This window comes from Acinetobacter sp. YH12226, from assembly GCF_013417805.1.
In the GTDB taxonomy this organism is placed as follows: Bacteria; Pseudomonadota; Gammaproteobacteria; order Pseudomonadales; family Moraxellaceae; genus Acinetobacter.
Map to the genome: position 1 here is coordinate 216,227 of NZ_VPDG01000001.1, position 18,068 is coordinate 234,294.

Genomic DNA, 18,068 nt, shown 5'->3' on the forward strand with positions numbered 1-18,068 from the left:
TTTCAACTGACTTTTGAGGGACAACATGCAACGTTATCCTATGACACCTGAAGGCAAAATTGCCTTAGAGAAAGAATTACACCAACTGAAAACAGTGGATCGTCCACGTATCACAGCTTCAATTGCAGAAGCGCGTGAACACGGCGACTTAAAAGAAAATGCAGAATACCATGCAGCACGTGAACAGCAAGGCTTCTGCGAAGGTCGTATTCAGGACATCGAAGGCAAACTGGGTGCAGCTCAGGTGATCGACGTAAAAGAACTTGAACAGAATGGTCGTGTGGTTTTTGGTGTAACGGTCACGATTGAAAATCTGGATACTGAAGAACAGAAAACCTATAAAATTGTAGGTGATGACGAAGCAGACTTTAAGATTAACAAGATCTCTGTGAACTCGCCAATTGCACGTGGTCTTTTAGGTAAAAACGAAGGCGACGATGTGAAAATTAATACACCAAACGGTGAAGTTGAATACGAAATTGTGAAAGTTGAATATCTTTAAAATTTAAAGCTGTTTAATTTAAAGCCCCTCGATTGAGGGGTTTTTTACCTTTATCTGCTTCCTACAAACGAATTAGCTCTGGGCTTCTTTTAAAAACCCCGATGCAAATAAATTAAATGCATGTAAAGCCTCAGGCAGTACCTGCTCAGGATGTTCGCTAGAAGCCACCCAGAGTGCTGCATTCATTGCAGCACCATTTAAAAATACCGCGGCAGCTTCCGGATCGACTGCTTTAATCCGGTCTGATACCAATAATTGCTCAACACATTCACGCGTGGACTGCAAACATCTGTTTTGACTTGGCCAGTGTGCAGGATCACCCAATACCGCAGGCCCATCGCGCAATACAATGCGCTGGAATTCAGAGTTTAAGGCATTTTGAATATAGGTCTGCCCTTCAAGCAACAATCCTTCCCACAGATCATCAGGCTGCTCCAGATGCTGCTGGGCAGATGAAGCCATTTCCGAATCGATCTGGTCGACCACTGCAGCAAATAAGCCTTTTTTATCACCAAAATGATGATACAGCGCACCACGAGTCAGCCCTGCTTCTGCCGTGAGCTTATCCATTGAAGTGCCAGCATAACCATATTCCGCAAACGCACGGCGTGCCACTTCTATCAGTTTCTTGCGGGTTTCCGCCATCTTTTGTTCACGAACAGACATGAATTACTTTACCTCATCATCACAAAAATTTTAATTGACATACGGGCCGTATGTCAATTATGTTTACATACGATGCGTATGTGAAAGTTAAATTGCTTTCACTCACTGATAAATTAGATATTGAATGAGAATAGACATGACTAGAACTGCGATATTTCCCCAAGACCGCCATGCCCTCTATGAACAGCATGGTTATTCTGCTGCGATCAAATCGGAAGACTTACTTTTTGTTTCTGGTCAGGTCGGTAGCCGTGAAGATGGCTCTCCTGAACCAGATTTCGAGAAACAGGTAGAACAGGCTTTTAAAAACTTAGCTGCAACTTTGGCAGCGGCTGGTTGTAGCTTCGACAATATTGTCGATGTCACTACTTTTCACACTGACCCCGAACGGCAGTTTGAAAGTATTATGAAAGTTAAACAACAAGTGTTTAATCAAAAGCCTTACCCAAACTGGACTGCGGTGGGCGTGACTTGGCTGGCAGGTTTTGATTTTGAAATTAAAGTGATTGCCCGTATTCCTCGTAGCACTTAAGCAAGGTCAGCACGTGCTTTAATATTCGATTCACTGGCTGAATTAAGATTGTTGATTCAGCTTAAAGTCCAATTCGGTATAATGATGCATTCCTTGTGGTTATAGCCTCCTCATGTCTGAAAAGTTAATTAATTCTCCTGTGAATCACTGGTGTGAATTCGAGTTCATCTCAAAAACGGTGAAGAATCCCAACATTCATATCAAAGGGAATTATTCGTATTATTCGGCCTATTGGGATCAGGGGTTTGAGCGTTGTGTAGTGCGTTATTTACATGACAGGCCTGCAACGTCTGAGAAGCCCATCGACCAGCTCTATATCGGTAATTTTGTCTGTTTTGGTGCTGAGTGCGTGATTATGATGGGTGGCAATCAACTCCACCGTACCGACTGGATTTCAGCGTTTCCATTCGATACACGCAGTTTTGTACCTGCTGGCGATACTATTATTGGCGATGGCTGTTGGATTGGCTCACGCGCTTTGATTATGCAGGGTGTGAACCTTGGTGAAGGCGCGGTAGTGGCGACAGGCGCAGTCGTGACCAAAGATGTGCCACCATATGCAGTTGTCGGTGGTGTACCTGCTAAAATTATTAAATATCGTTTTCCACAAGAAGATATAGAAAAACTGCTTTCCCTCCAAGTTTACAATATAGATGAAAAGCAGTTTTTAAAAATGCGTGAACAGTTGCAGACGGATGATGTGGTTAGCTTGGTAAATTTTATATCTAATTCATAAAATTACAGTCCAGTTTTTATATAATTCATCCAAGATTCAATAAAATCACTAGTTTTATTCAAAGGGCTTATTGAAAATGCAGACAAATACTCTATGTACTTGCTTTCTTTCCAACTAGCATCATCTCTAATTCGCTCAATATTATGATGCTCATGAATAAAGCTACTCATAAAAAAATCTTCAACTTTATAATCCCATTTCAATATATCTCGCACCCATGTAGTATCAGTAATTGCATCAAACTTAGTATCAAAATTTAAATTAAGGTTATGTTTTTTCATAAAATCCCTCTTATTTAAATACAGATTATTAGATAAGATTTTAATAATTATTTCAAAATACCTAATATAATCATGTTGTACTGTTAACGGTGTCATCATTAGGCTAATAAGAATTAAATTCTTGTTAGTTTCATTTGTCCTTAATAAAGCATATTGATTTAGCTTTTTAACTAACTCACGCGGATTTAATTTTTTCTCTAATTGCAAAGCTAAAACCCAAAAATAGAACTCGTTCACTTCATCTTTATTAGCCAACTCTCCTATTCGAAAGAGTTGTTCTTTGATAATATTTTCATAATTTTTTTCACACTTTTCTGAAGAAAGATGTACTGTAAAATCAATAAATTTTTCTAAATAATCACCATTCATCTCTGCTTCATAACCATACACACTTTTGATAGATTGTAATAATTGTGGCTTATTCATTACTAAAACAAAAACAATTTTTGGAATATCAAAAAAGTGCTTAATTCTTTCAATTAGACGAATTGCAAAATCGGGGCGACAGCGATCTAACTCATCAATAATAAAAACTAAAGGTTTTTCTAATTGAGCAGCAAGTTCGGCTAGTTCTTTCTTAAAATCCTGAATCGTTTGTTTTTCTATATGATGATTTTCAATTTTCTTTTCTATTTGCTCTTTTACTTTAGATGCTACTTCCTCACTAGCAACATCAAAAACATCCTTTCCCTCATCATAAACTGCTTTTATTGTCTCGCCTGCTCCACCTAAACCTATCCAGTGCATTCCAGCTTTAGCTGCAATCATTGGTATTACAGCTGCTAGAGAAATTAAAACCGAGGCAGTCTTTGAATTAAAATCATTAATCTCTTCAATACCAATTTCATCAGAATCTTTAAAAGCTTGGCTAATCTCTGCTGCAATCGTTAAGAAAGGATCATCTAAATAATCATTTGCGAAGGCATCTAAATAAATAACATCATGTTCTGTATCAGATAAATGCTTTGCCCAATGCCGAACAAACCACGTTTTCCCCTCACCCCAACGTGCATCCAAAGCTAATACAGCGCCACATTGCAAACGATCCACATAACGTTCTAATTGTTCACCTAAACGACGGCGATCCCACAAATCACCATCCCAAGCAGTTTGAATATTCTCAAAATTATCTTTCTGCCAATTTATTTGATCTATAGTCATTTTATTAAATTTCATTCGTTTACAATTCATTCATTATATTCATTTTAATTTTTAAAGGCATAAAAAAACCCACTCAATCGGAGCGGGTTTTTTCAGAATATGGTGGCTATGACGAGACTTGAACTTGTGACCCCCGCATTATGAGTGCGGTGCTCTAACCAACTGAGCTACATAGCCTTAAACTGTGCGCGCATTATGGGATTTTCTGTAAATCACGTCAACCCCATATTGTGCTGTTTGATCAAAATTTGTTGAAGTGAGCCGATAAGCCGGGTTCTGTCGTGAACGATCATTCCTCTAGGCGCACAATCACTCATGCGCTCAAGCGACCTACCCGAATCCAGCATGGGCCATGCCTAATGGATTCCTATTTGGTCTTGCTTCCGGTGGGGTTTACCTCGCCATGAACTGTTACCAGCCATGCGGTGCGCTCTTACCGCACCCTTTCACCCTTACCTCCGATTCCGATTGCTCGAAAACATAATGAAGGCGGTCTTCTCTCTGCTGCACTTGCCGTCGGTTTGCACCGCCCAGGCGTTACCTGGCACCTTGCCCTATGAAGCCCGGACTTTCCTCCCCTGCTTCAATCACGGAGATTTCCACAGCAGCGATCGTCTGGCTCACTTCGAGCGGCATAGTATCAAATATCGAGACTAATTGCTTGATGTTTTTTGAGCAGTCAGTTTTTCATACTTGGCTTGCAGCTGTTCCTGCGTTTCGACATGATTCGGATCCAGTGGAATACAATCCACCGGACAGAACAACTGGCACTGTGGTTGATCATGATGTCCGACGCACTCTGTACATAGGTCTGGATGAATCTCATAAATGAGTTCACCCATATAGATGGCCTCATTCGGGCATACAGGTTCACAGACATCACAGTTAATACATTCATCGGTGATATATAAAGACACGCTACCAACCTTGTTGAAGTTTACGCTCGAAGGCCGCAACCACGTTTGGTGGTACAAACTTGGTTACATCACCTCTTAATCGAGCAATTTCACGCACCAAAGTGGATGAAATAAAAGAATATTGTTCTGAAGGAGTTAAAAATACCGCTTCAAAGTGGGAGTCCAGCTGACGGTTCATATTTGCCAGCTGAAATTCGTACTCAAAATCAGATACTGCCCGCAAACCACGCAATACAGCAGTCGCCTTTTGCTCACGGAAAAAATTGACGAGCAAACCGTCAAAGCCTACAAATTCAACATTGTCCAAATGACTCAATGACTCTTTCGCCAATGCGACACGCTCTTCCAGACTAAATACCGGATTTTTATGATGACCGATGGCAATGGCTACCACGACTTCATCAAACATTCGCGCTGCGCGTGTTACCAAATCAATATGTCCATTGGTAATTGGATCAAAAGTCCCCGGATAAATCACACGAGTTTTAGACATCCATTTGTACTCTGTTTGTTATGTAGAATCTTATTTTAGCAAAAACTTGTTTTTTTGGTGAATAATCCTCATTAATTTAAAAAACTTCACCTTATTTCTAGTTGCGGTACAATAGCAGCACGTTTGGAAGTATCAGATTATGGCGAAAGCATCTATTGTAGTAAAAAAAAATAATGGCGGTACCATTGCACTGAATAAACGTGCCCGCCACGATTATTTTATTGAAGAGAAATTTGAAGCGGGGCTTTCATTAAAAGGCTGGGAAGTCAAATCAATGCGTGCTGGTCGTATGACCATCGTAGAAAGTTATATTACCTTTAAAAATGGTGAAGCGTTCTTGTTTGGTGCACAGGTTCAGCCCTTATTAAGCGCTTCAACCCATGTGGTGCCTGAAGCAACTCGTACCCGCAAGCTGTTGCTGAATCGCCGTGAAATTGAAAAGTTGATGGGTGCAATTAATCAGAAAGGTTATTCCTGCGTTCCATTGGCCTGCTACTGGAAAGGTCCACATGCCAAGCTGGAAATTGCTCTGGTGAAAGGTAAGCAGCTTCATGACAAACGTGCCACCGAAAAAGACCGTGACTGGCAACGTGATAAGGCGCGAATTTTCCATAAATAATGGATTAAAAGTTGAATATAAAAAAACCTCCGCATTTGGAGGTTTTATTATAACTTTAAGCTTTACCGCCCAGTCTTGCCAGAGTCAGGGCAATATATTCCCCAAACCAGAACGCGGTTTTTAAATCGCCTTCAGGTGGAGTCACTTCTACCGGTGCGTTATCTGACTGGGTCATTAAACCCAAAAAGCTCGACATCCGGTTTAGATCAGTCACGGCACGACCTGTCGGCATTAATGGTAAGCCACTCCATAGCATACCGTGCTGCATGGCGAACAGATTGATCTGCTGTAACACTGCCAGCTTATCGCCACTAAGTCCGCCACCATTGGTAAAAGCCGCTGCCAGTTTTCCCTGCCAGGTACGTGCCAACCAGCGCTTGGAAGACTGTTCCATAAATAGCTTCATGGCAGAGGTCAGGCTACCCATATAGGTCGGACAGCCAAATATAATTGCATCGGCGGCATCCAGTACATCCCAGTCTATATGTTCGACATTCATCATATGCACCTGAACACCGGTTTCCCGTGCACCATCGGCAATAAAATTTGCCACTTTAGCCGTGTGTCCATAAGGACTGTGATAAACAATCGCAACAGATTTGGAAGATAGGGACATAACGCTCAAAAGCCAAAAAATTCAGTTAAGTTTAACATTTTCATGTCATAAACACGAATGTCGCCATACGCCCTGTTTTTGGCTCACGGCGATAAGAAAAATATTCATGTGCTTGACGATAAGAACACTGATCCCCACCCAATACGGTATTTATGCCGTGTTGCTGCAAGATATAACGCGCAATCGCATACAGGTCGGCATAATATTTACCTGCCTGTTCACCGGCCTGAAATGCACTGTCCAGTTCAGGATATTTACTACAAAAAGCAGCTTTTACTTCAGCGCCAATTTCAAAACATGGCTGACTAATGGCCGCCCCGAGCCAGGCCCAAGTCGGCGGAGTTTGCATGGCTACAAGGGTATTTTCAATAATCCCACCGGCCAGACCACGCCAGCCGGCATGCAAATTGGCAACTTCCGTACCTTTCGCATTCCCCATTACCACAGGTAAACAGTCTGCAGTCATCATCATCAAGGCATGCGCCTTGCGCTGCGTCACCAGACCATCTCCGACCAGTGCGGTAAATGGCATCTGCTCATTAATGCTATGACAAATGGTGCTATGCGTCTGGGTCATCCAGGTAATTTTATCTACGCCAAAGGCAGCGAAATCCTGCAATAAAGCCATACGATGCTGTTGTACCCGTAGCGCATTATCCTGCACATGCAAGGCCAAGTTAAAACCTGCAAGCTCAGGCTGTGCGGATGGCTGTACTTTCGCATGGTGAACGCGAGTCTGGCCGACATACACACCTTGTGGAAGTCCTGGTACAAATTGCATCTCGATTCCTTGCTTTGACGCGAACTAAATAAAAAGATTAATAGGCTTTGTTTTCGGTACGCAGCACTTCAACCAGATTGGTAAAGTCTTCCGGCCACGGTGCTTCAAAGGTCATTTCTTCTTTGGTACGCGGATGGGTCAGACCGAGTTGTACAGCATGCAAAGCCTGACGCTTGAAGCCACGCAAAGTATCATCTAATAATTGCGATGCACCTGCAGGCATACGGACACGTGGCATATACACCTGATCGCCCACCAAGCCAAAGCCGATATAGCTAAAATGCACACGGATCTGATGGGTACGTCCAGTTTCCAGACGGGCTTGAACACGGGTAAAATGCTGGAAACGCTCTTTGACATTGTAATGCGTCACCGCGTCTTTACCACCTGGAAGTACGGTCATTTTCACACGATCCACCGGATGACGTTTGATGGGTTCATCAATGGTACCGCCAGCAATAATATTGCCGTAAACCACCAAGTCATACAGGCGATATACTGATTTTTTCTCAAGCTGTTTGCTTAAGGCAAATTGTGCTTCCAGATTTTTGGCGACGACTAACAGACCGCTGGTGTCTTTATCGATACGATGTACCAGACCTGCACGCGCCAGTTCAGCCGATTTCGGATAGTGATGCAATAAAGCATTCACCAAGGTGCCAGAACTATTGCCAGCGCCCGGATGTACCACCATACCGACTGGTTTGTTGATGACCATAATGTCATCATCTTCATAGATGATGACCAGTGGAATATCTTCCGGCAGACTGCGCGTTTGCGCTTCAAGCTCAACATTTAAAGTCAGGGTTTCAAAACCATCACTTTTAAATTTCGGCTTAACCGGTTGACCATTCACCAATAAATTGCCATCTTTAATCCATTGCTTTAATTTTTCTCGAGAAAAATCGCTCCAGACCATTGCGGCAATCTGGTCGATCCGTTGCCCGATATAAGTTTCATCCAGTTGAAATTGCAACGATAAACGTGTTGCAGTTGCTTCTGAAGTATGGTTATCTGCATCCTCAGAATCTTCAAGTAAATTGAAATCAGTATCAGGGATATTAAAATTGGAAGATTGTGCTTGACTCATTTGCTCATTCAGACAAAAGTGGTTTAATAGTGCAATTGTAGCTCATTGCCCGTATTAACAGAGGAATTTTTATGTCGCTACCACATTATAAAATGACAATGCTTGCTGTGACATTAGGCATTGCATCGGCAATGGTAGGCTGTAGCAGTAATCCAAAAAAAGAAGTCGTGGATAAAGGTCCGGAATCTAGCGAACAGGTTTATATTCAAAAAGCACAGAAAGCGCTAGATCGTAATCAATATACCGATGCAGCAAAACAGTTAGAAGCGCTGGAAACTTATTTCCCGACCAGTCAGTATGCCCCTCAGGCGCAGCTTGAACTGTTGTATGTAAAATTCCAGCAAAAAGATTATGAAGGTGCGGTTGCACTGGCAGAGCGTTTTATCCGTCTGAACCCGCAACATCCAAATGTCGATTATGCTTACTATGTACGCGGTGTCGCCAATATGGAACAGAACTATAACGGCCTGCTGCGTTATACCTCACTGAAACAATCGCATCGTGATGTCAGCTACCTGAAAGTAGCTTACCAGAATTTTGTTGATTTCATTCGCCGCTATCCGTCGAGTACCTATGCAGTCGATGCCGCACAGCGTATGCAGTTTATCGGTCAGGAACTGGCTGAGCATGAAATGAATGCAGCACGTTTTAACATCAAGCGTAAGGCGTATCTGGCAGCAGTTGAACGTGGCTTGTGGGTGATTGAGCATTATCCACAAACTCCGCAGATTCCAGAAGCACTGGCAACGGTTGCTTATGGCTATGCTCAGCTAGGTGATAAAGCGACTTCTCAGCAATATGTGGATGTGTTAAAGCTGAATTATCCGAATCTGGTGAAATCAGATGGTACGGTGAATCTGCGTGCAGCGCGTAGCGAAAGCAGTTTCTTTAACCGCGCGACACTGGGTATTTTTGGTAAAGAAGCCAAGACTGTAACCGACACCGATGCACAGTCAGATGCGCCAGAAACTGAAAAGCGCAGCATCACCAACCGTATTTCATTTGGTTTGCTTGATCGTCCTAAAACGGCTGAATAAAGCTGAATAAGTCCGGCAGCATCAGCAAATAAGACAGCGCTTTACAGGTGCATTTTCCTCAAGGGCAAGGTATCATACTTGCCCTTTTGCGTTGTCCGGCCAAGGCTTGAACAAAACGTGCAAAAGGTATACAAAGGAACTTGAAATATTCAATGTTCAGCCAGACTATTTTCATTTTTTCAGTGATTTAGACCTTAAATACCAGCGCGAGAAGCTCAACAGACCATGGCCATTCCTCAACATACGATTGATCAGATTCTCGATCGCACCGATATTGTCGATGTGATTGGTCAATTCGTAAAACTGAAAAAAACGGGCCGTACCTATTCAGGCTGCTGCCCTTTTCATCAGGAAAAATCACCGTCTTTCCACGTCTATCGTGATAAACAGTATTTTCACTGTTTTGGCTGTCAGGCCAACGGTAATGCCATCCGTTTTTTAATGGACATTGGCAGCCGCAATTTTGTCGAAGTGATGAAAGATCTGTCCAGTCAGACCGGCATCGAACTGCCTAAAGACAATACCGATTCCAATAAATTAAAATATAAACGTGAAGCAGCCAAACCTAAAATTGCGCCTGCTCAAGCGGCACCACAAGCTCAGCCGCAACAAAATAACGCCCCAACAGAAAATAATAGTGCTGCATCTACGGCGAGTTTTGACCCATTTGCAGAGTTTCAGGCAGTCGAACAGGATTTTTATGGTGACCCTTTTGCTTCTTTTGAACACCTGCCCATGGCAGAAGTTCAGCAAGACGGTAATCTCTATGATCTGCTGGAAAATATCGCGCAGTTCTATGAGCGCCAGTTACCCAACAGCCCGAGTGCTCAGCAATACTTTAAACAGCGTGGTCTGACTACAGAAACCATTGCCTATTGGCGCTTAGGCTATGCGCCCGAAGACTGGCAACATCTGGAAAAAGCCTTTCCTCAGGATATTGAAGGCTTAAAACTTTTAGGTCTGATTCGTACCAGCGACAGTGGCCGTGATTTTGATCTGCTGCGTGAACGGGTGATTTTCCCGATCCGTGATACCAAGGGGCGTGTGGTCGGCTTTGGTGGTCGCGCACTCAATGACGAGATTAAACCTAAATATATCAACTCGCCAGATTCTGAGGTCTTCCATAAAAACCAGTTGCTGTATGGTCTGTATGAAGGGCGCAAGCAGAAAGCCCAAGAATGGCTGATGGTCGAAGGCTATATGGATGTAATTGCGCTCCAGCAATATGGCATTCATGGCGCAGTGGCGACTTTAGGCACAGCGAGTAATACCGACCACCTGAATATTCTGTTCAAACAGAGCAACCGGCTGACCATTGCCTTTGATGGGGATGCTGCCGGTCAAAAAGCGGCACGCCGTACTCTGGACATTGCCTTGCCCCTGCTGAATGATGGCCGAGAGCTGAAGTTTTTTGTCTTGCCCGCTGACCATGACCCAGATTCATTGATCCGTCGTGAAGGCATAGAGAATTTCAGACGATTGCTGGATCAGGCGCCGTTGATGTCAGACTTCGTGTTTGCTCACCTGACCCAAAATCAGGACATCACCACACCTGAAGGCAAGAGTCAGGTTATGGGTGAACTAAAAAATCTGACCGAATTACTGCCCAAACACGGCTCCTTCCGTTATCTGCTGCAGCAATTTTTCCGTGAAAAACTGGGCTTTAATCGTAAATGGCAACCTAAGGTCAATACAGATGCATCTTTAAGCTTTAGTACCAAAATTGATGCTGAAGAATATGTGATTGCGATCTTGATGAATCATCCTTATCTGTATATTCATTTTGAACCACTGCGCGCGCTAGTAGCGGAAGATCAGTTGCTGTTTAAGATTTTGAATATTCTGAATGTGATTTTTGATGACTTGCCGGATGATCCTGAACTGTCGATCTATTATGTGCTCGGTGCCTGCGCAGCCCATCATCATGAACTGCAGCATATTCTGCAGCATGCCAATGTCAGCGATTACACCTCATCGCCGGAACAGGCCGATAAGCTCGCGGCTGATTTTTCAACCAAGCTGCAATATCAGTGTTTAAAAAACAAGATTAAATCCAAGAAATTTAACAGTATTGCAGAAATGAAAAACCTGAAAATGCAGATTTATGAGATTGACCGCAAACGCTCAATGACCCTGTTAGAAGATTAATTTTTCAAATTATTGATTCTTTTGAATCCAATGAAGTCACTGCTAGCTCACATTATTATTTATAATTTTCTCAAATAATCAGGCTGGGTTTTATGTTGAAGTACAAATCAGCAAAGAACCAAGCTTCTCATCATGCTGATTAAAACGAATGCCTGGATTTACGACGTTTCGCGACTACATTGCCCAGTTCTTCCTGCAACAGCTCAAAATAGGCAGGATCTTCTGCTTTGGCCGCCTCACGCAGCACAATAGAGGTTGGATGCAACAGTTTTTGAGTTAAGCGATGCGAAAACTCGGCCAGTACAATGTCTGCCTTTTCGCCCTTGGCAATTCGCTGCATTGCCAGTGACAATTCTTCCTGACGTAATGTTTCCCCGTGGTCACGGTAGGCATGAATGGTCGCCCCGGCCTGTTTGACCTTTTGCTGGGTCATCAGTTCTGTAGCCAACTGATTGACCATGATCTCGGCTTCAACAGCCGCTTGACGGCGCTGTGCCAGATTTTCCTCAATCACGCTTTGCAGGTCATCGACCCCATATAGATAAACCCCATCCAAGCTTTCTACTTTGGCATCAATATCACGTGGCACGGCCAGATCTACCAGTAGCATCTGCTGGTAACGACGTTTTTTCAGTGCAGCCTTTACATCGGTAAAATGGATCACTTGATGCAAACTGCCGGTACAACTGGAAATGACATCGGCACGATGCAGATTTTCTGCAAGCTGATCAAAACCTATAATTTCGACCTCAACCCGATGTGCAATTTCCTGTGCCAGGATATCCGCACGCTCGCGGGTACGGTTACAGATAATGATTTTGCCCACCCCCATCTCTGCAAGGTGTTTGGCCACCAGACTGTTCATCTCCCCGGCTGCCACTATCATAATGGTCAGCTTGTCCGGATGACTAAATACTTGCAAGGCCAGTTGCGCCACCGCATAGCCCATTGAGACCGCATGACTGCCGACAGCCGTTTCTGAGCGCACGCGTTTAGCGGCATAAAAGGCATATTCAAAAATTCGGTTCAGGTTTTGCGAAACGGTATGAGAGTCTTTAGCCAATGCCAAGGCGGTTTTGACCTGTCCCAGAATTTGTGGTTCACCCAGCATCAGTGAATCCAGTCCACTGGCGACGCGCATCAGATGCGTCACTGCCTGGGCATTTTCATAACGATAGACATGATGTTGCAGTTGTTTGACATCTACCCCATTTTTCTGGGCGAGCCAGTTTAGCACCATGTCAGCATTGTCAGACATGGCGTAAACTTCGGTCCGGTTACATGTAGACACCACCACCATGTCGTTTAGTTCAGGGTGTTGGCTTTGCTCGGCAAGAATGGCACTTAACTTTTCAGGGTTAAACGCCACTTGTTCGCGCAGTTCTACAGAGGCAGTTTGATGGTTGACACCCAATGCAAAGAAAGACATATCAGGTCATCATTTCACTAAATTTATGCTATTGTGCAACATCGGTGTCATAAAAAGCATTACTTGGATCAATAAAAAATTGCGTCAAACAATTAGCCGTATCAACGGCCCTACAATTAAGCAATATTCTACCACATTCCTACTGGTGGGTAGCATGGCTTCGACTGCGCATCTTTATGCAGCGGAAGCAGTTTACCATGCAAATCAAAATTATGATGCGATAAAACAAAGTATGATGGCTGAGTTTGCCATCGCTGCACATGACATTCCGACCGCTTTGCACAACTATACGGTGCTGGCGATCAAGAGCAATTCCACTTCAGTCAAGCAACGTGCGCTGAATGTCGCACTGGAACATGACGATCTGCAGGCAGCATTGGATATCTCCACGCACTGGGTGGTGCAAGAGCCACAAGATGTCCCCGCTTTATTTTATTTATCACATATTGCCCTGAAAGCGCATGAATATGAGCTGGCCGCTGAGACCTTAGAAAAAATTCTGCAAATTGATGACAGCGCCGATCTGGAAGAAATCCTGGCCGGAATTTCACCGGAAGGCACAGATGATCGTACTTATCTGATTCAGGCGTTAAGCACTACCAAAGCCAAGGACAATCCGTCTATTCTGGTGCTGGTAGCCGGTCTGGAAGCACAAAATGGTCAGCTCGAACAGGCTCTAAATACAGTTAACCGCGCCTTAAAAAAACGCCCGAATGCGACCGGCTATATTTTGATGAAAGCCAATCTGCTCAATGCACTCGGCGATACTCAGGCAACATTGCAATGGTATGAAAAATCCAGCCGTAAACACCGCAATAATCTGGATGTGCGTCTGGCCGAAGTCAAATATCTGGTCAAGCTGAACGAAGCGACTTTGGCGCTGAAAAAACTGCAAGACATTCTAAAAAAATGGCCGACTGCCGAAGAAGCCCTGTTTATTGCCGGACTGACCAGTATTGATCTGGAAGAATACGAGAAAGCCGAAAAATATCTGGTCGAACTGCGTTATTCTGAGCAGTATCAAAATGAAGCCTATTATTATCTGGCAGTGAATGCAGAACGCAAACAGCATTATGAAACGGCTAAAGCTTATTATCGTCTGGTCGATGGCAGTCTTTACACCGTCTCACGTCGCAACATGATCTCGATTTTCGCCCAGCAGGATAAGCTGCATGATGCGCTGCGTTTCTTAACACAGGAAAGAGTGAATTATCCACAACATGCCAGCTTCCTCTATCTAGCCCAAGCGGATATTTTGACGCGCATGCAGAATAAAAAAGCCGCGATCCGCCTGCTGGAAGAAGCCAGCAAAAACCTGCCCGATGACCCTGAACTGGTTTATTCGCAAGTCCTGTTGCTGGACCCCCATCAGGATCGCGCCAAGCTGGATGAACTACTCAGCACTTTACTTAAAATTGAACCGAACAGTCCGACCTATCTGAATGCCTATGCCTATACCCTGGCGATGCAAAACCGTCGCCTCGAAGAAGCACGCCGCTATGTCGAACAGGCACTAGAATATGCACCAGAACAGGCATCGATTCTGGATACCTATGGTTATATCTGTTATTTACAGAATGACTTCACCACAGCTGCGGATGTGTTATACAAAGCCTATCAATTGAATCCGAATGTGAAGATTGGGGTACGTTATGCACGTTCCTTGTACATGAAAGGTGATCTACAACACTTCCACCAAGTGTTACAACAATTACAACAAAACCATCCAAATGACCCAGAATTGAAACAACTTAATTCGCTATTGTTAGCACCACAAACCAAAACGAGTTAATTAATTTATGCGCAATTTGAGCCAATTGGGCTGCTGTGCCTTTGCAGCCACTGCTTTATTTTTAACTGGCTGTCAGCAGATGATCAAGCCACATGCGCCTGCCACCCCGTCTGTACAGGCAGAGAATCAATTTCAGCTGCAAGGTAAAATTGGCGTTCGCACCCCTCAACAGACTGGCAGCGCATTCTTTATCTGGGTACAACAGCAGGAAGAATTTGATATTGAGCTCAGCGGTATTTTAGGCGTCGGTAAAACCCAGATTTCTGGCACACCGGGACAAGTGACCTTAAACAGTGCCAAAACAGGTCTGATTCAGGCAGCCAGTGCCGAAGAGTTACTGCAACGCGCAACAGGCTGGCAAGCGCCGATCAGTTATTTAGTGGACTGGGTACAAGCCCGCCCTGCCACCACGACTGCCAAATTACAAAAAGACGATGCGCAGCGGATTAACCAGATTATCGAACAGGGCTGGACGGTCGATCTCAATTATAATGCGCAGGCCAAAATGCCAAACCGCTTGATTTTAAAGCAGTCACTTGGAAATGGTGCAGAAAACCGTATTACAATGATCATTGAAAACCGTTAATTGACCTGATTCCAGCCCATGATAATTCGTGTTCCTTCGCCTGCTAAACTGAATTTGTTTTTACATATTACCGGTCGCCGTGAAAATGGCTATCATGAACTGCAAAGTATTTTTCAGTTGATTGACCTGTATGACTGGCTGGAGTTTGAACAAAGCGCTGATGATGCGGTTCAGATAGAAGGTCTGGCCTCAGTCGATCTGCAACAGAATTTAATCTATCGGGCGATACAGTTGTTGAAGCCCTATGCTAAGACGCTCTCTGGACTAAAAATTCGTCTGGAAAAAAATATCCCGATGGGTGCAGGTCTTGGCGGTGGGTCTTCCAATGCAGCGACGACCCTGATTGTGATAAACCAGCTCTGGCAGTGCGGTTTAAATGTTGAGCAACTGGCAGATCTCGGGGTTAAACTGGGTGCAGATGTGCCGATATTTGTGCATGGTAAAAATGCCTGGGCTGAAGGCATTGGTGAACACTTAACATTCATAGACTTAGATCAAAAAAAATTCATTGTGTTAAAACCTGATTGTTTTATCAGCACTCAACTGCTTTTTTCGCAAAAAGCATTGACAAGAGACACGAAGAGCACTAAATTTTGCGCCTATCAGGAAACGCCATCTGATTTTGGAAATAACTTTGAGCCACTGGCAAGAAGTTTATATCCTGAAGTCGATGAAGCGATGCAATATCTCGACCAGTTCGGTATTGCAAAACTTACAGGTACAGGTGCTTGTGTGTTTATTGAAGTCACTGACAATCTGAATATCGAAGATATTCTTGCAAATGCACCATGTAAAGCTTACCTGGTCAACAGTTTACAAGAATCACCTTTAGTTCGGTTTAAAGTGTAGATAGGGGTATCGCCAAGTGGTAAGGCACCGGGTTTTGATCTCGGCATCCGTTGGTTCGAATCCAGCTACCCCTGCCATTTTTCACCTGTAGATGTACTGTATTAGGGGTATCGCCAAGTGGTAAGGCACCGGGTTTTGATCTCGGCATCCGTTGGTTCGAATCCAGCTACCCCTGCCATCTTACAGTCATCAAATTAGGGGCGTCGCCAAGTGGTAAGGCACCGGGTTTTGATCTCGGCATCCGTTGGTTCGAATCCAGCCGCCCCTGCCATTTTCTCGAAAAAAGACAGAACACTCATTTGCTGTAAGACTGTTAATTTACCTTGACACTTTACCGCAAAAATATTAAAGTTCTGCCGCATTAGGGGTATCGCCAAGTGGTAAGGCACCGGGTTTTGATCTCGGCATCCGTTGGTTCGAATCCAGCTACCCCTGCCATCTATTCCCATATATCCCAACCGCCAAGGGTGCTTCATGCCCAATCTTGTCGTTTTTAGTGGATCTGCGCATCCACAATTCGCTCAAAAAGTCGTAAGTCACTTACATATTCCTCTAGGCGCTGCCTCTGTAGGTCAGTTCTCTGACGGTGAAATTGCTGTCGAGATTACTGAAAACGTTCGTGGTAAAGACGTATTTATCGTACAACCTACTTGTGCCCCAACTAATGATAACCTGATGGAAATCTTGGTGATGGCTGATGCTTTGCGTCGTGCAAGTGCGGGTCGTATTACTGCCGTGATTCCTTATTTTGGTTATGCTCGTCAAGACCGTCGTCCACGTTCAGCACGTGTTCCAATTACTGCAAAAGTTGTAGCAGACATGCTCACTACTGTAGGCGTTGACCGTGTGGTGATGATCGACTTGCATGCTGACCAGATCCAAGGCTTCTTCGATATCCCTGTAGACAACATCTACGGTACACCAGCCCTACTTGCTGACTTGCGTCAACAATCGCATCACAACCTGATGGTGGTTTCACCTGACGTGGGTGGTGTAGTGCGTGCACGTGCTGTTGCGAAACAGATGGGCGATATCGATCTTGCAATCATCGATAAGCGTCGTCAAAAAGCGAATGAATCACAAGTGATGCATTTGATTGGCGATGTAAAAGATCGTGATTGTGTCATCGTTGATGACATGGTAGATACTGCTGGTACGCTATGCAAAGCTGCTGATGCATTGAAAACTTTCGGTGCTCGCAAGGTTGTTGCATATGCAACGCATCCAGTACTTTCTGGTAAAGCGCTTGAAAACTTAAAGAATTCTGTGATTGATGAACTGGTTGTGACTGATACCATTCCTCTTTCTGATGAAGCTTTAGCACTGGGCAAGATTCGCCAGGTTTCAGTAGCCAGCATGGTTGCCGAAACGATTCGTCGTATTAACAACGAAGAATCTATTAGCGCAATGTTCGATTCTTATCTATAATAGAGCGCTGAATTTTCAAAGCCCTGCCATTTGGTAGGGCTTTTACTCACCAGACTGGTCGCAAGTCTGGTTCATTTAACTTAAATAGGATGTCTATCATGGCAAACTTCGTATTAAACGCAGCAGCACGTGAAGAAGCAGTTCAAGGGAAAGGTGCGAGCCGCCGCCTTCGTCTTCAAGCTAAAGTTCCTGCAATCATCTACGGTGGTGAAGCTGCTCCTGTAGCAATTACTGTTGAGCTTCGTCAGCTTGTTAAATTCTTAGAAAACAATTCATTCTTTGAAGAAGTTATCGAAATTGATGTAGACGGTAAAGTTGAAAGCGTGAAAATCCAAGCGTTACAACGTCACCCAGCTAAAAACACACCAATGCACGCTGACTTCAAACGCGCATAAGTGTTAATGG

At 44.0% G+C, this 18,068-nt stretch carries 19 protein-coding genes, 5 tRNA genes and 1 other RNA gene; 15 read left to right on the plus strand and 10 right to left on the minus strand.

Going from position 1 to position 18,068, the window contains the following annotated elements:
* Nucleotides 1–25: 25 nt before the first annotated feature.
* A complete protein-coding gene (gene greA, locus FTV08_RS01025) occupies nucleotides 26–502 on the plus strand; it encodes a transcription elongation factor GreA (RefSeq protein ID WP_004645764.1) in 477 nt (158 codons plus the stop codon).
* Between the two features lie 72 nt (nucleotides 503–574).
* Here greA and FTV08_RS01030 read toward each other — a convergent pair whose 3' ends face one another.
* On the minus strand, nucleotides 575–1,168 hold the full coding sequence (locus FTV08_RS01030) for a TetR/AcrR family transcriptional regulator (RefSeq protein ID WP_044108725.1): 594 nt from the start codon (nucleotides 1,166–1,168) through the stop codon (nucleotides 575–577).
* A 136-nt stretch (nucleotides 1,169–1,304) separates the two neighbouring features.
* Here FTV08_RS01030 and FTV08_RS01035 point away from each other — a divergent pair, with 136 nt between their 5' ends.
* Both FTV08_RS01035 and FTV08_RS01040 read left to right on the plus strand, forming a co-directional pair.
* Nucleotides 1,305–1,700: a RidA family protein gene (locus tag FTV08_RS01035; RefSeq protein ID WP_180086302.1), complete on the plus strand. Its 396-nt coding sequence runs from the start codon at nucleotides 1,305–1,307 to the stop codon at nucleotides 1,698–1,700.
* 112 nt (nucleotides 1,701–1,812) lie between these two features.
* Nucleotides 1,813–2,436, plus strand: a complete 624-nt coding sequence (locus FTV08_RS01040) for a CatB-related O-acetyltransferase (protein WP_180086304.1) — start codon at nucleotides 1,813–1,815, stop codon at nucleotides 2,434–2,436.
* 2 nt (nucleotides 2,437–2,438) lie between these two features.
* Here FTV08_RS01040 and FTV08_RS01045 read toward each other — a convergent pair whose 3' ends face one another.
* From FTV08_RS01045 to coaD, 5 genes are all read right to left on the minus strand, one after another.
* The gene (locus FTV08_RS01045; RefSeq protein WP_180086306.1) at nucleotides 2,439–3,878 is read right to left on the minus strand and encodes a P-loop NTPase fold protein; all 1,440 of its coding nucleotides are present in this window, start codon (nucleotides 3,876–3,878) and stop codon (nucleotides 2,439–2,441) included.
* Nucleotides 3,879–3,978: 100 nt separating this feature from the next.
* Nucleotides 3,979–4,055, minus strand: a tRNA-Met gene (locus tag FTV08_RS01050).
* A 72-nt stretch (nucleotides 4,056–4,127) separates the two neighbouring features.
* An RNA gene (gene rnpB / locus FTV08_RS01055) (RNase P RNA component class A) lies at nucleotides 4,128–4,505 on the minus strand.
* A 26-nt stretch (nucleotides 4,506–4,531) separates the two neighbouring features.
* The gene (locus FTV08_RS01060; RefSeq protein ID WP_004280584.1) at nucleotides 4,532–4,795 is read right to left on the minus strand and encodes a YfhL family 4Fe-4S dicluster ferredoxin; all 264 of its coding nucleotides are present in this window, start codon (nucleotides 4,793–4,795) and stop codon (nucleotides 4,532–4,534) included.
* Nucleotide 4,796: 1 nt separating this feature from the next.
* Entirely contained in the window at nucleotides 4,797–5,288 is a 492-nt protein-coding gene (gene coaD, locus FTV08_RS01065; RefSeq protein WP_004280585.1) for a pantetheine-phosphate adenylyltransferase, read from the minus strand.
* A gap of 139 nt (nucleotides 5,289–5,427) precedes the next feature.
* Here coaD and smpB point away from each other — a divergent pair, with 139 nt between their 5' ends.
* Nucleotides 5,428–5,907, plus strand: coding sequence for an SsrA-binding protein SmpB (gene smpB / locus FTV08_RS01070; protein ID WP_004280586.1), 480 nt, complete (start codon nucleotides 5,428–5,430; stop codon nucleotides 5,905–5,907).
* Nucleotides 5,908–5,962: 55 nt separating this feature from the next.
* Here smpB and FTV08_RS01075 read toward each other — a convergent pair whose 3' ends face one another.
* From FTV08_RS01075 to rluD, 3 genes are read right to left on the minus strand one after another with little or no spacing between them, the layout of a single operon-like run.
* On the minus strand, nucleotides 5,963–6,523 hold the full coding sequence (locus FTV08_RS01075; RefSeq protein WP_004280587.1) for a flavodoxin family protein: 561 nt from the start codon (nucleotides 6,521–6,523) through the stop codon (nucleotides 5,963–5,965).
* Between the two features lie 40 nt (nucleotides 6,524–6,563).
* Entirely contained in the window at nucleotides 6,564–7,304 is a 741-nt protein-coding gene (gene pgeF / locus FTV08_RS01080) for a peptidoglycan editing factor PgeF (protein WP_044108723.1), read from the minus strand.
* Nucleotides 7,305–7,341: 37 nt separating this feature from the next.
* Nucleotides 7,342–8,394 (minus strand): 23S rRNA pseudouridine(1911/1915/1917) synthase RluD, encoded by a 1,053-nt coding sequence (gene rluD / locus FTV08_RS01085; RefSeq protein WP_180086308.1) that lies wholly within the window; start codon nucleotides 8,392–8,394, stop codon nucleotides 7,342–7,344.
* A gap of 71 nt (nucleotides 8,395–8,465) precedes the next feature.
* Between rluD and FTV08_RS01090 the strand changes: the two genes are divergently transcribed.
* Nucleotides 8,466–9,431: an outer membrane protein assembly factor BamD gene (locus tag FTV08_RS01090; RefSeq protein ID WP_044108721.1), complete on the plus strand. Its 966-nt coding sequence runs from the start codon at nucleotides 8,466–8,468 to the stop codon at nucleotides 9,429–9,431.
* A 225-nt stretch (nucleotides 9,432–9,656) separates the two neighbouring features.
* A complete protein-coding gene (locus tag FTV08_RS01095) occupies nucleotides 9,657–11,579 on the plus strand; it encodes a DNA primase (RefSeq protein WP_180086310.1) in 1,923 nt (640 codons plus the stop codon).
* A 139-nt stretch (nucleotides 11,580–11,718) separates the two neighbouring features.
* Here FTV08_RS01095 and hemA read toward each other — a convergent pair whose 3' ends face one another.
* Nucleotides 11,719–13,008 carry a glutamyl-tRNA reductase gene (hemA, locus tag FTV08_RS01100; RefSeq protein ID WP_044108718.1) on the minus strand — a complete coding sequence of 430 codons (1,290 nt, stop codon included), beginning with the start codon at nucleotides 13,006–13,008 and terminating at the stop codon, nucleotides 11,719–11,721.
* A gap of 79 nt (nucleotides 13,009–13,087) precedes the next feature.
* Between hemA and FTV08_RS01105 the strand changes: the two genes are divergently transcribed.
* From FTV08_RS01105 to rplY, 9 genes are all read left to right on the plus strand, one after another.
* Complete coding sequence (locus FTV08_RS01105; RefSeq protein ID WP_180086312.1) at nucleotides 13,088–14,800, plus strand: tetratricopeptide repeat protein; 1,713 nt, start codon at nucleotides 13,088–13,090, stop codon at nucleotides 14,798–14,800.
* Nucleotides 14,801–14,807: 7 nt separating this feature from the next.
* Entirely contained in the window at nucleotides 14,808–15,386 is a 579-nt protein-coding gene (lolB, locus tag FTV08_RS01110) for a lipoprotein insertase outer membrane protein LolB (protein ID WP_180086314.1), read from the plus strand.
* Between the two features lie 21 nt (nucleotides 15,387–15,407).
* Nucleotides 15,408–16,235: a 4-(cytidine 5'-diphospho)-2-C-methyl-D-erythritol kinase gene (gene ispE / locus FTV08_RS01115; RefSeq protein ID WP_180086498.1), complete on the plus strand. Its 828-nt coding sequence runs from the start codon at nucleotides 15,408–15,410 to the stop codon at nucleotides 16,233–16,235.
* 2 nt (nucleotides 16,236–16,237) lie between these two features.
* Nucleotides 16,238–16,312: transfer RNA gene (locus FTV08_RS01120), tRNA-Gln, on the plus strand.
* Between the two features lie 26 nt (nucleotides 16,313–16,338).
* Nucleotides 16,339–16,413 (plus strand) — tRNA-Gln (locus tag FTV08_RS01125).
* Nucleotides 16,414–16,431: 18 nt separating this feature from the next.
* Nucleotides 16,432–16,506: transfer RNA gene (locus FTV08_RS01130), tRNA-Gln, on the plus strand.
* A gap of 92 nt (nucleotides 16,507–16,598) precedes the next feature.
* A tRNA-Gln gene (locus FTV08_RS01135) sits at nucleotides 16,599–16,673 on the plus strand.
* A gap of 36 nt (nucleotides 16,674–16,709) precedes the next feature.
* Nucleotides 16,710–17,663 carry a ribose-phosphate pyrophosphokinase gene (locus FTV08_RS01140; protein WP_005103975.1) on the plus strand — a complete coding sequence of 318 codons (954 nt, stop codon included), beginning with the start codon at nucleotides 16,710–16,712 and terminating at the stop codon, nucleotides 17,661–17,663.
* Nucleotides 17,664–17,761: 98 nt separating this feature from the next.
* Nucleotides 17,762–18,058, plus strand: a complete 297-nt coding sequence (gene rplY / locus FTV08_RS01145) for a 50S ribosomal protein L25 (protein ID WP_004645781.1) — start codon at nucleotides 17,762–17,764, stop codon at nucleotides 18,056–18,058.
* Nucleotides 18,059–18,068: the final 10 nt, after the last annotated feature.

Excerpts from the sequence above, each read along its gene's own strand:
- greA (WP_004645764.1), top strand. The coding sequence starts at position 26 with ATGCAACGTTATCCTATGACACCTGAAGGCAAAATTGCCTTAGAGAAA.
- FTV08_RS01030 (WP_044108725.1), bottom strand. The coding sequence starts at position 1,168 with ATGTCTGTTCGTGAACAAAAGATGGCGGAAACCCGCAAGAAACTGATA.
- FTV08_RS01035 (WP_180086302.1), top strand. The coding sequence starts at position 1,305 with ATGACTAGAACTGCGATATTTCCCCAAGACCGCCATGCCCTCTATGAA.
- FTV08_RS01040 (WP_180086304.1), top strand. The coding sequence starts at position 1,813 with ATGTCTGAAAAGTTAATTAATTCTCCTGTGAATCACTGGTGTGAATTC.
- FTV08_RS01045 (WP_180086306.1), bottom strand. The coding sequence starts at position 3,878 with ATGACTATAGATCAAATAAATTGGCAGAAAGATAATTTTGAGAATATT.
- coaD (WP_004280585.1), bottom strand. The coding sequence starts at position 5,288 with ATGTCTAAAACTCGTGTGATTTATCCGGGGACTTTTGATCCAATTACC.
- smpB (WP_004280586.1), top strand. The coding sequence starts at position 5,428 with ATGGCGAAAGCATCTATTGTAGTAAAAAAAAATAATGGCGGTACCATT.
- FTV08_RS01075 (WP_004280587.1), bottom strand. The coding sequence starts at position 6,523 with ATGTCCCTATCTTCCAAATCTGTTGCGATTGTTTATCACAGTCCTTAT.
- pgeF (WP_044108723.1), bottom strand. The coding sequence starts at position 7,304 with ATGCAATTTGTACCAGGACTTCCACAAGGTGTGTATGTCGGCCAGACT.
- rluD (WP_180086308.1), bottom strand. The coding sequence starts at position 8,394 with ATGAGTCAAGCACAATCTTCCAATTTTAATATCCCTGATACTGATTTC.
- FTV08_RS01090 (WP_044108721.1), top strand. The coding sequence starts at position 8,466 with ATGTCGCTACCACATTATAAAATGACAATGCTTGCTGTGACATTAGGC.
- FTV08_RS01095 (WP_180086310.1), top strand. The coding sequence starts at position 9,657 with ATGGCCATTCCTCAACATACGATTGATCAGATTCTCGATCGCACCGAT.
- hemA (WP_044108718.1), bottom strand. The coding sequence starts at position 13,008 with ATGTCTTTCTTTGCATTGGGTGTCAACCATCAAACTGCCTCTGTAGAA.
- lolB (WP_180086314.1), top strand. The coding sequence starts at position 14,808 with ATGCGCAATTTGAGCCAATTGGGCTGCTGTGCCTTTGCAGCCACTGCT.
- FTV08_RS01140 (WP_005103975.1), top strand. The coding sequence starts at position 16,710 with ATGCCCAATCTTGTCGTTTTTAGTGGATCTGCGCATCCACAATTCGCT.
- rplY (WP_004645781.1), top strand. The coding sequence starts at position 17,762 with ATGGCAAACTTCGTATTAAACGCAGCAGCACGTGAAGAAGCAGTTCAA.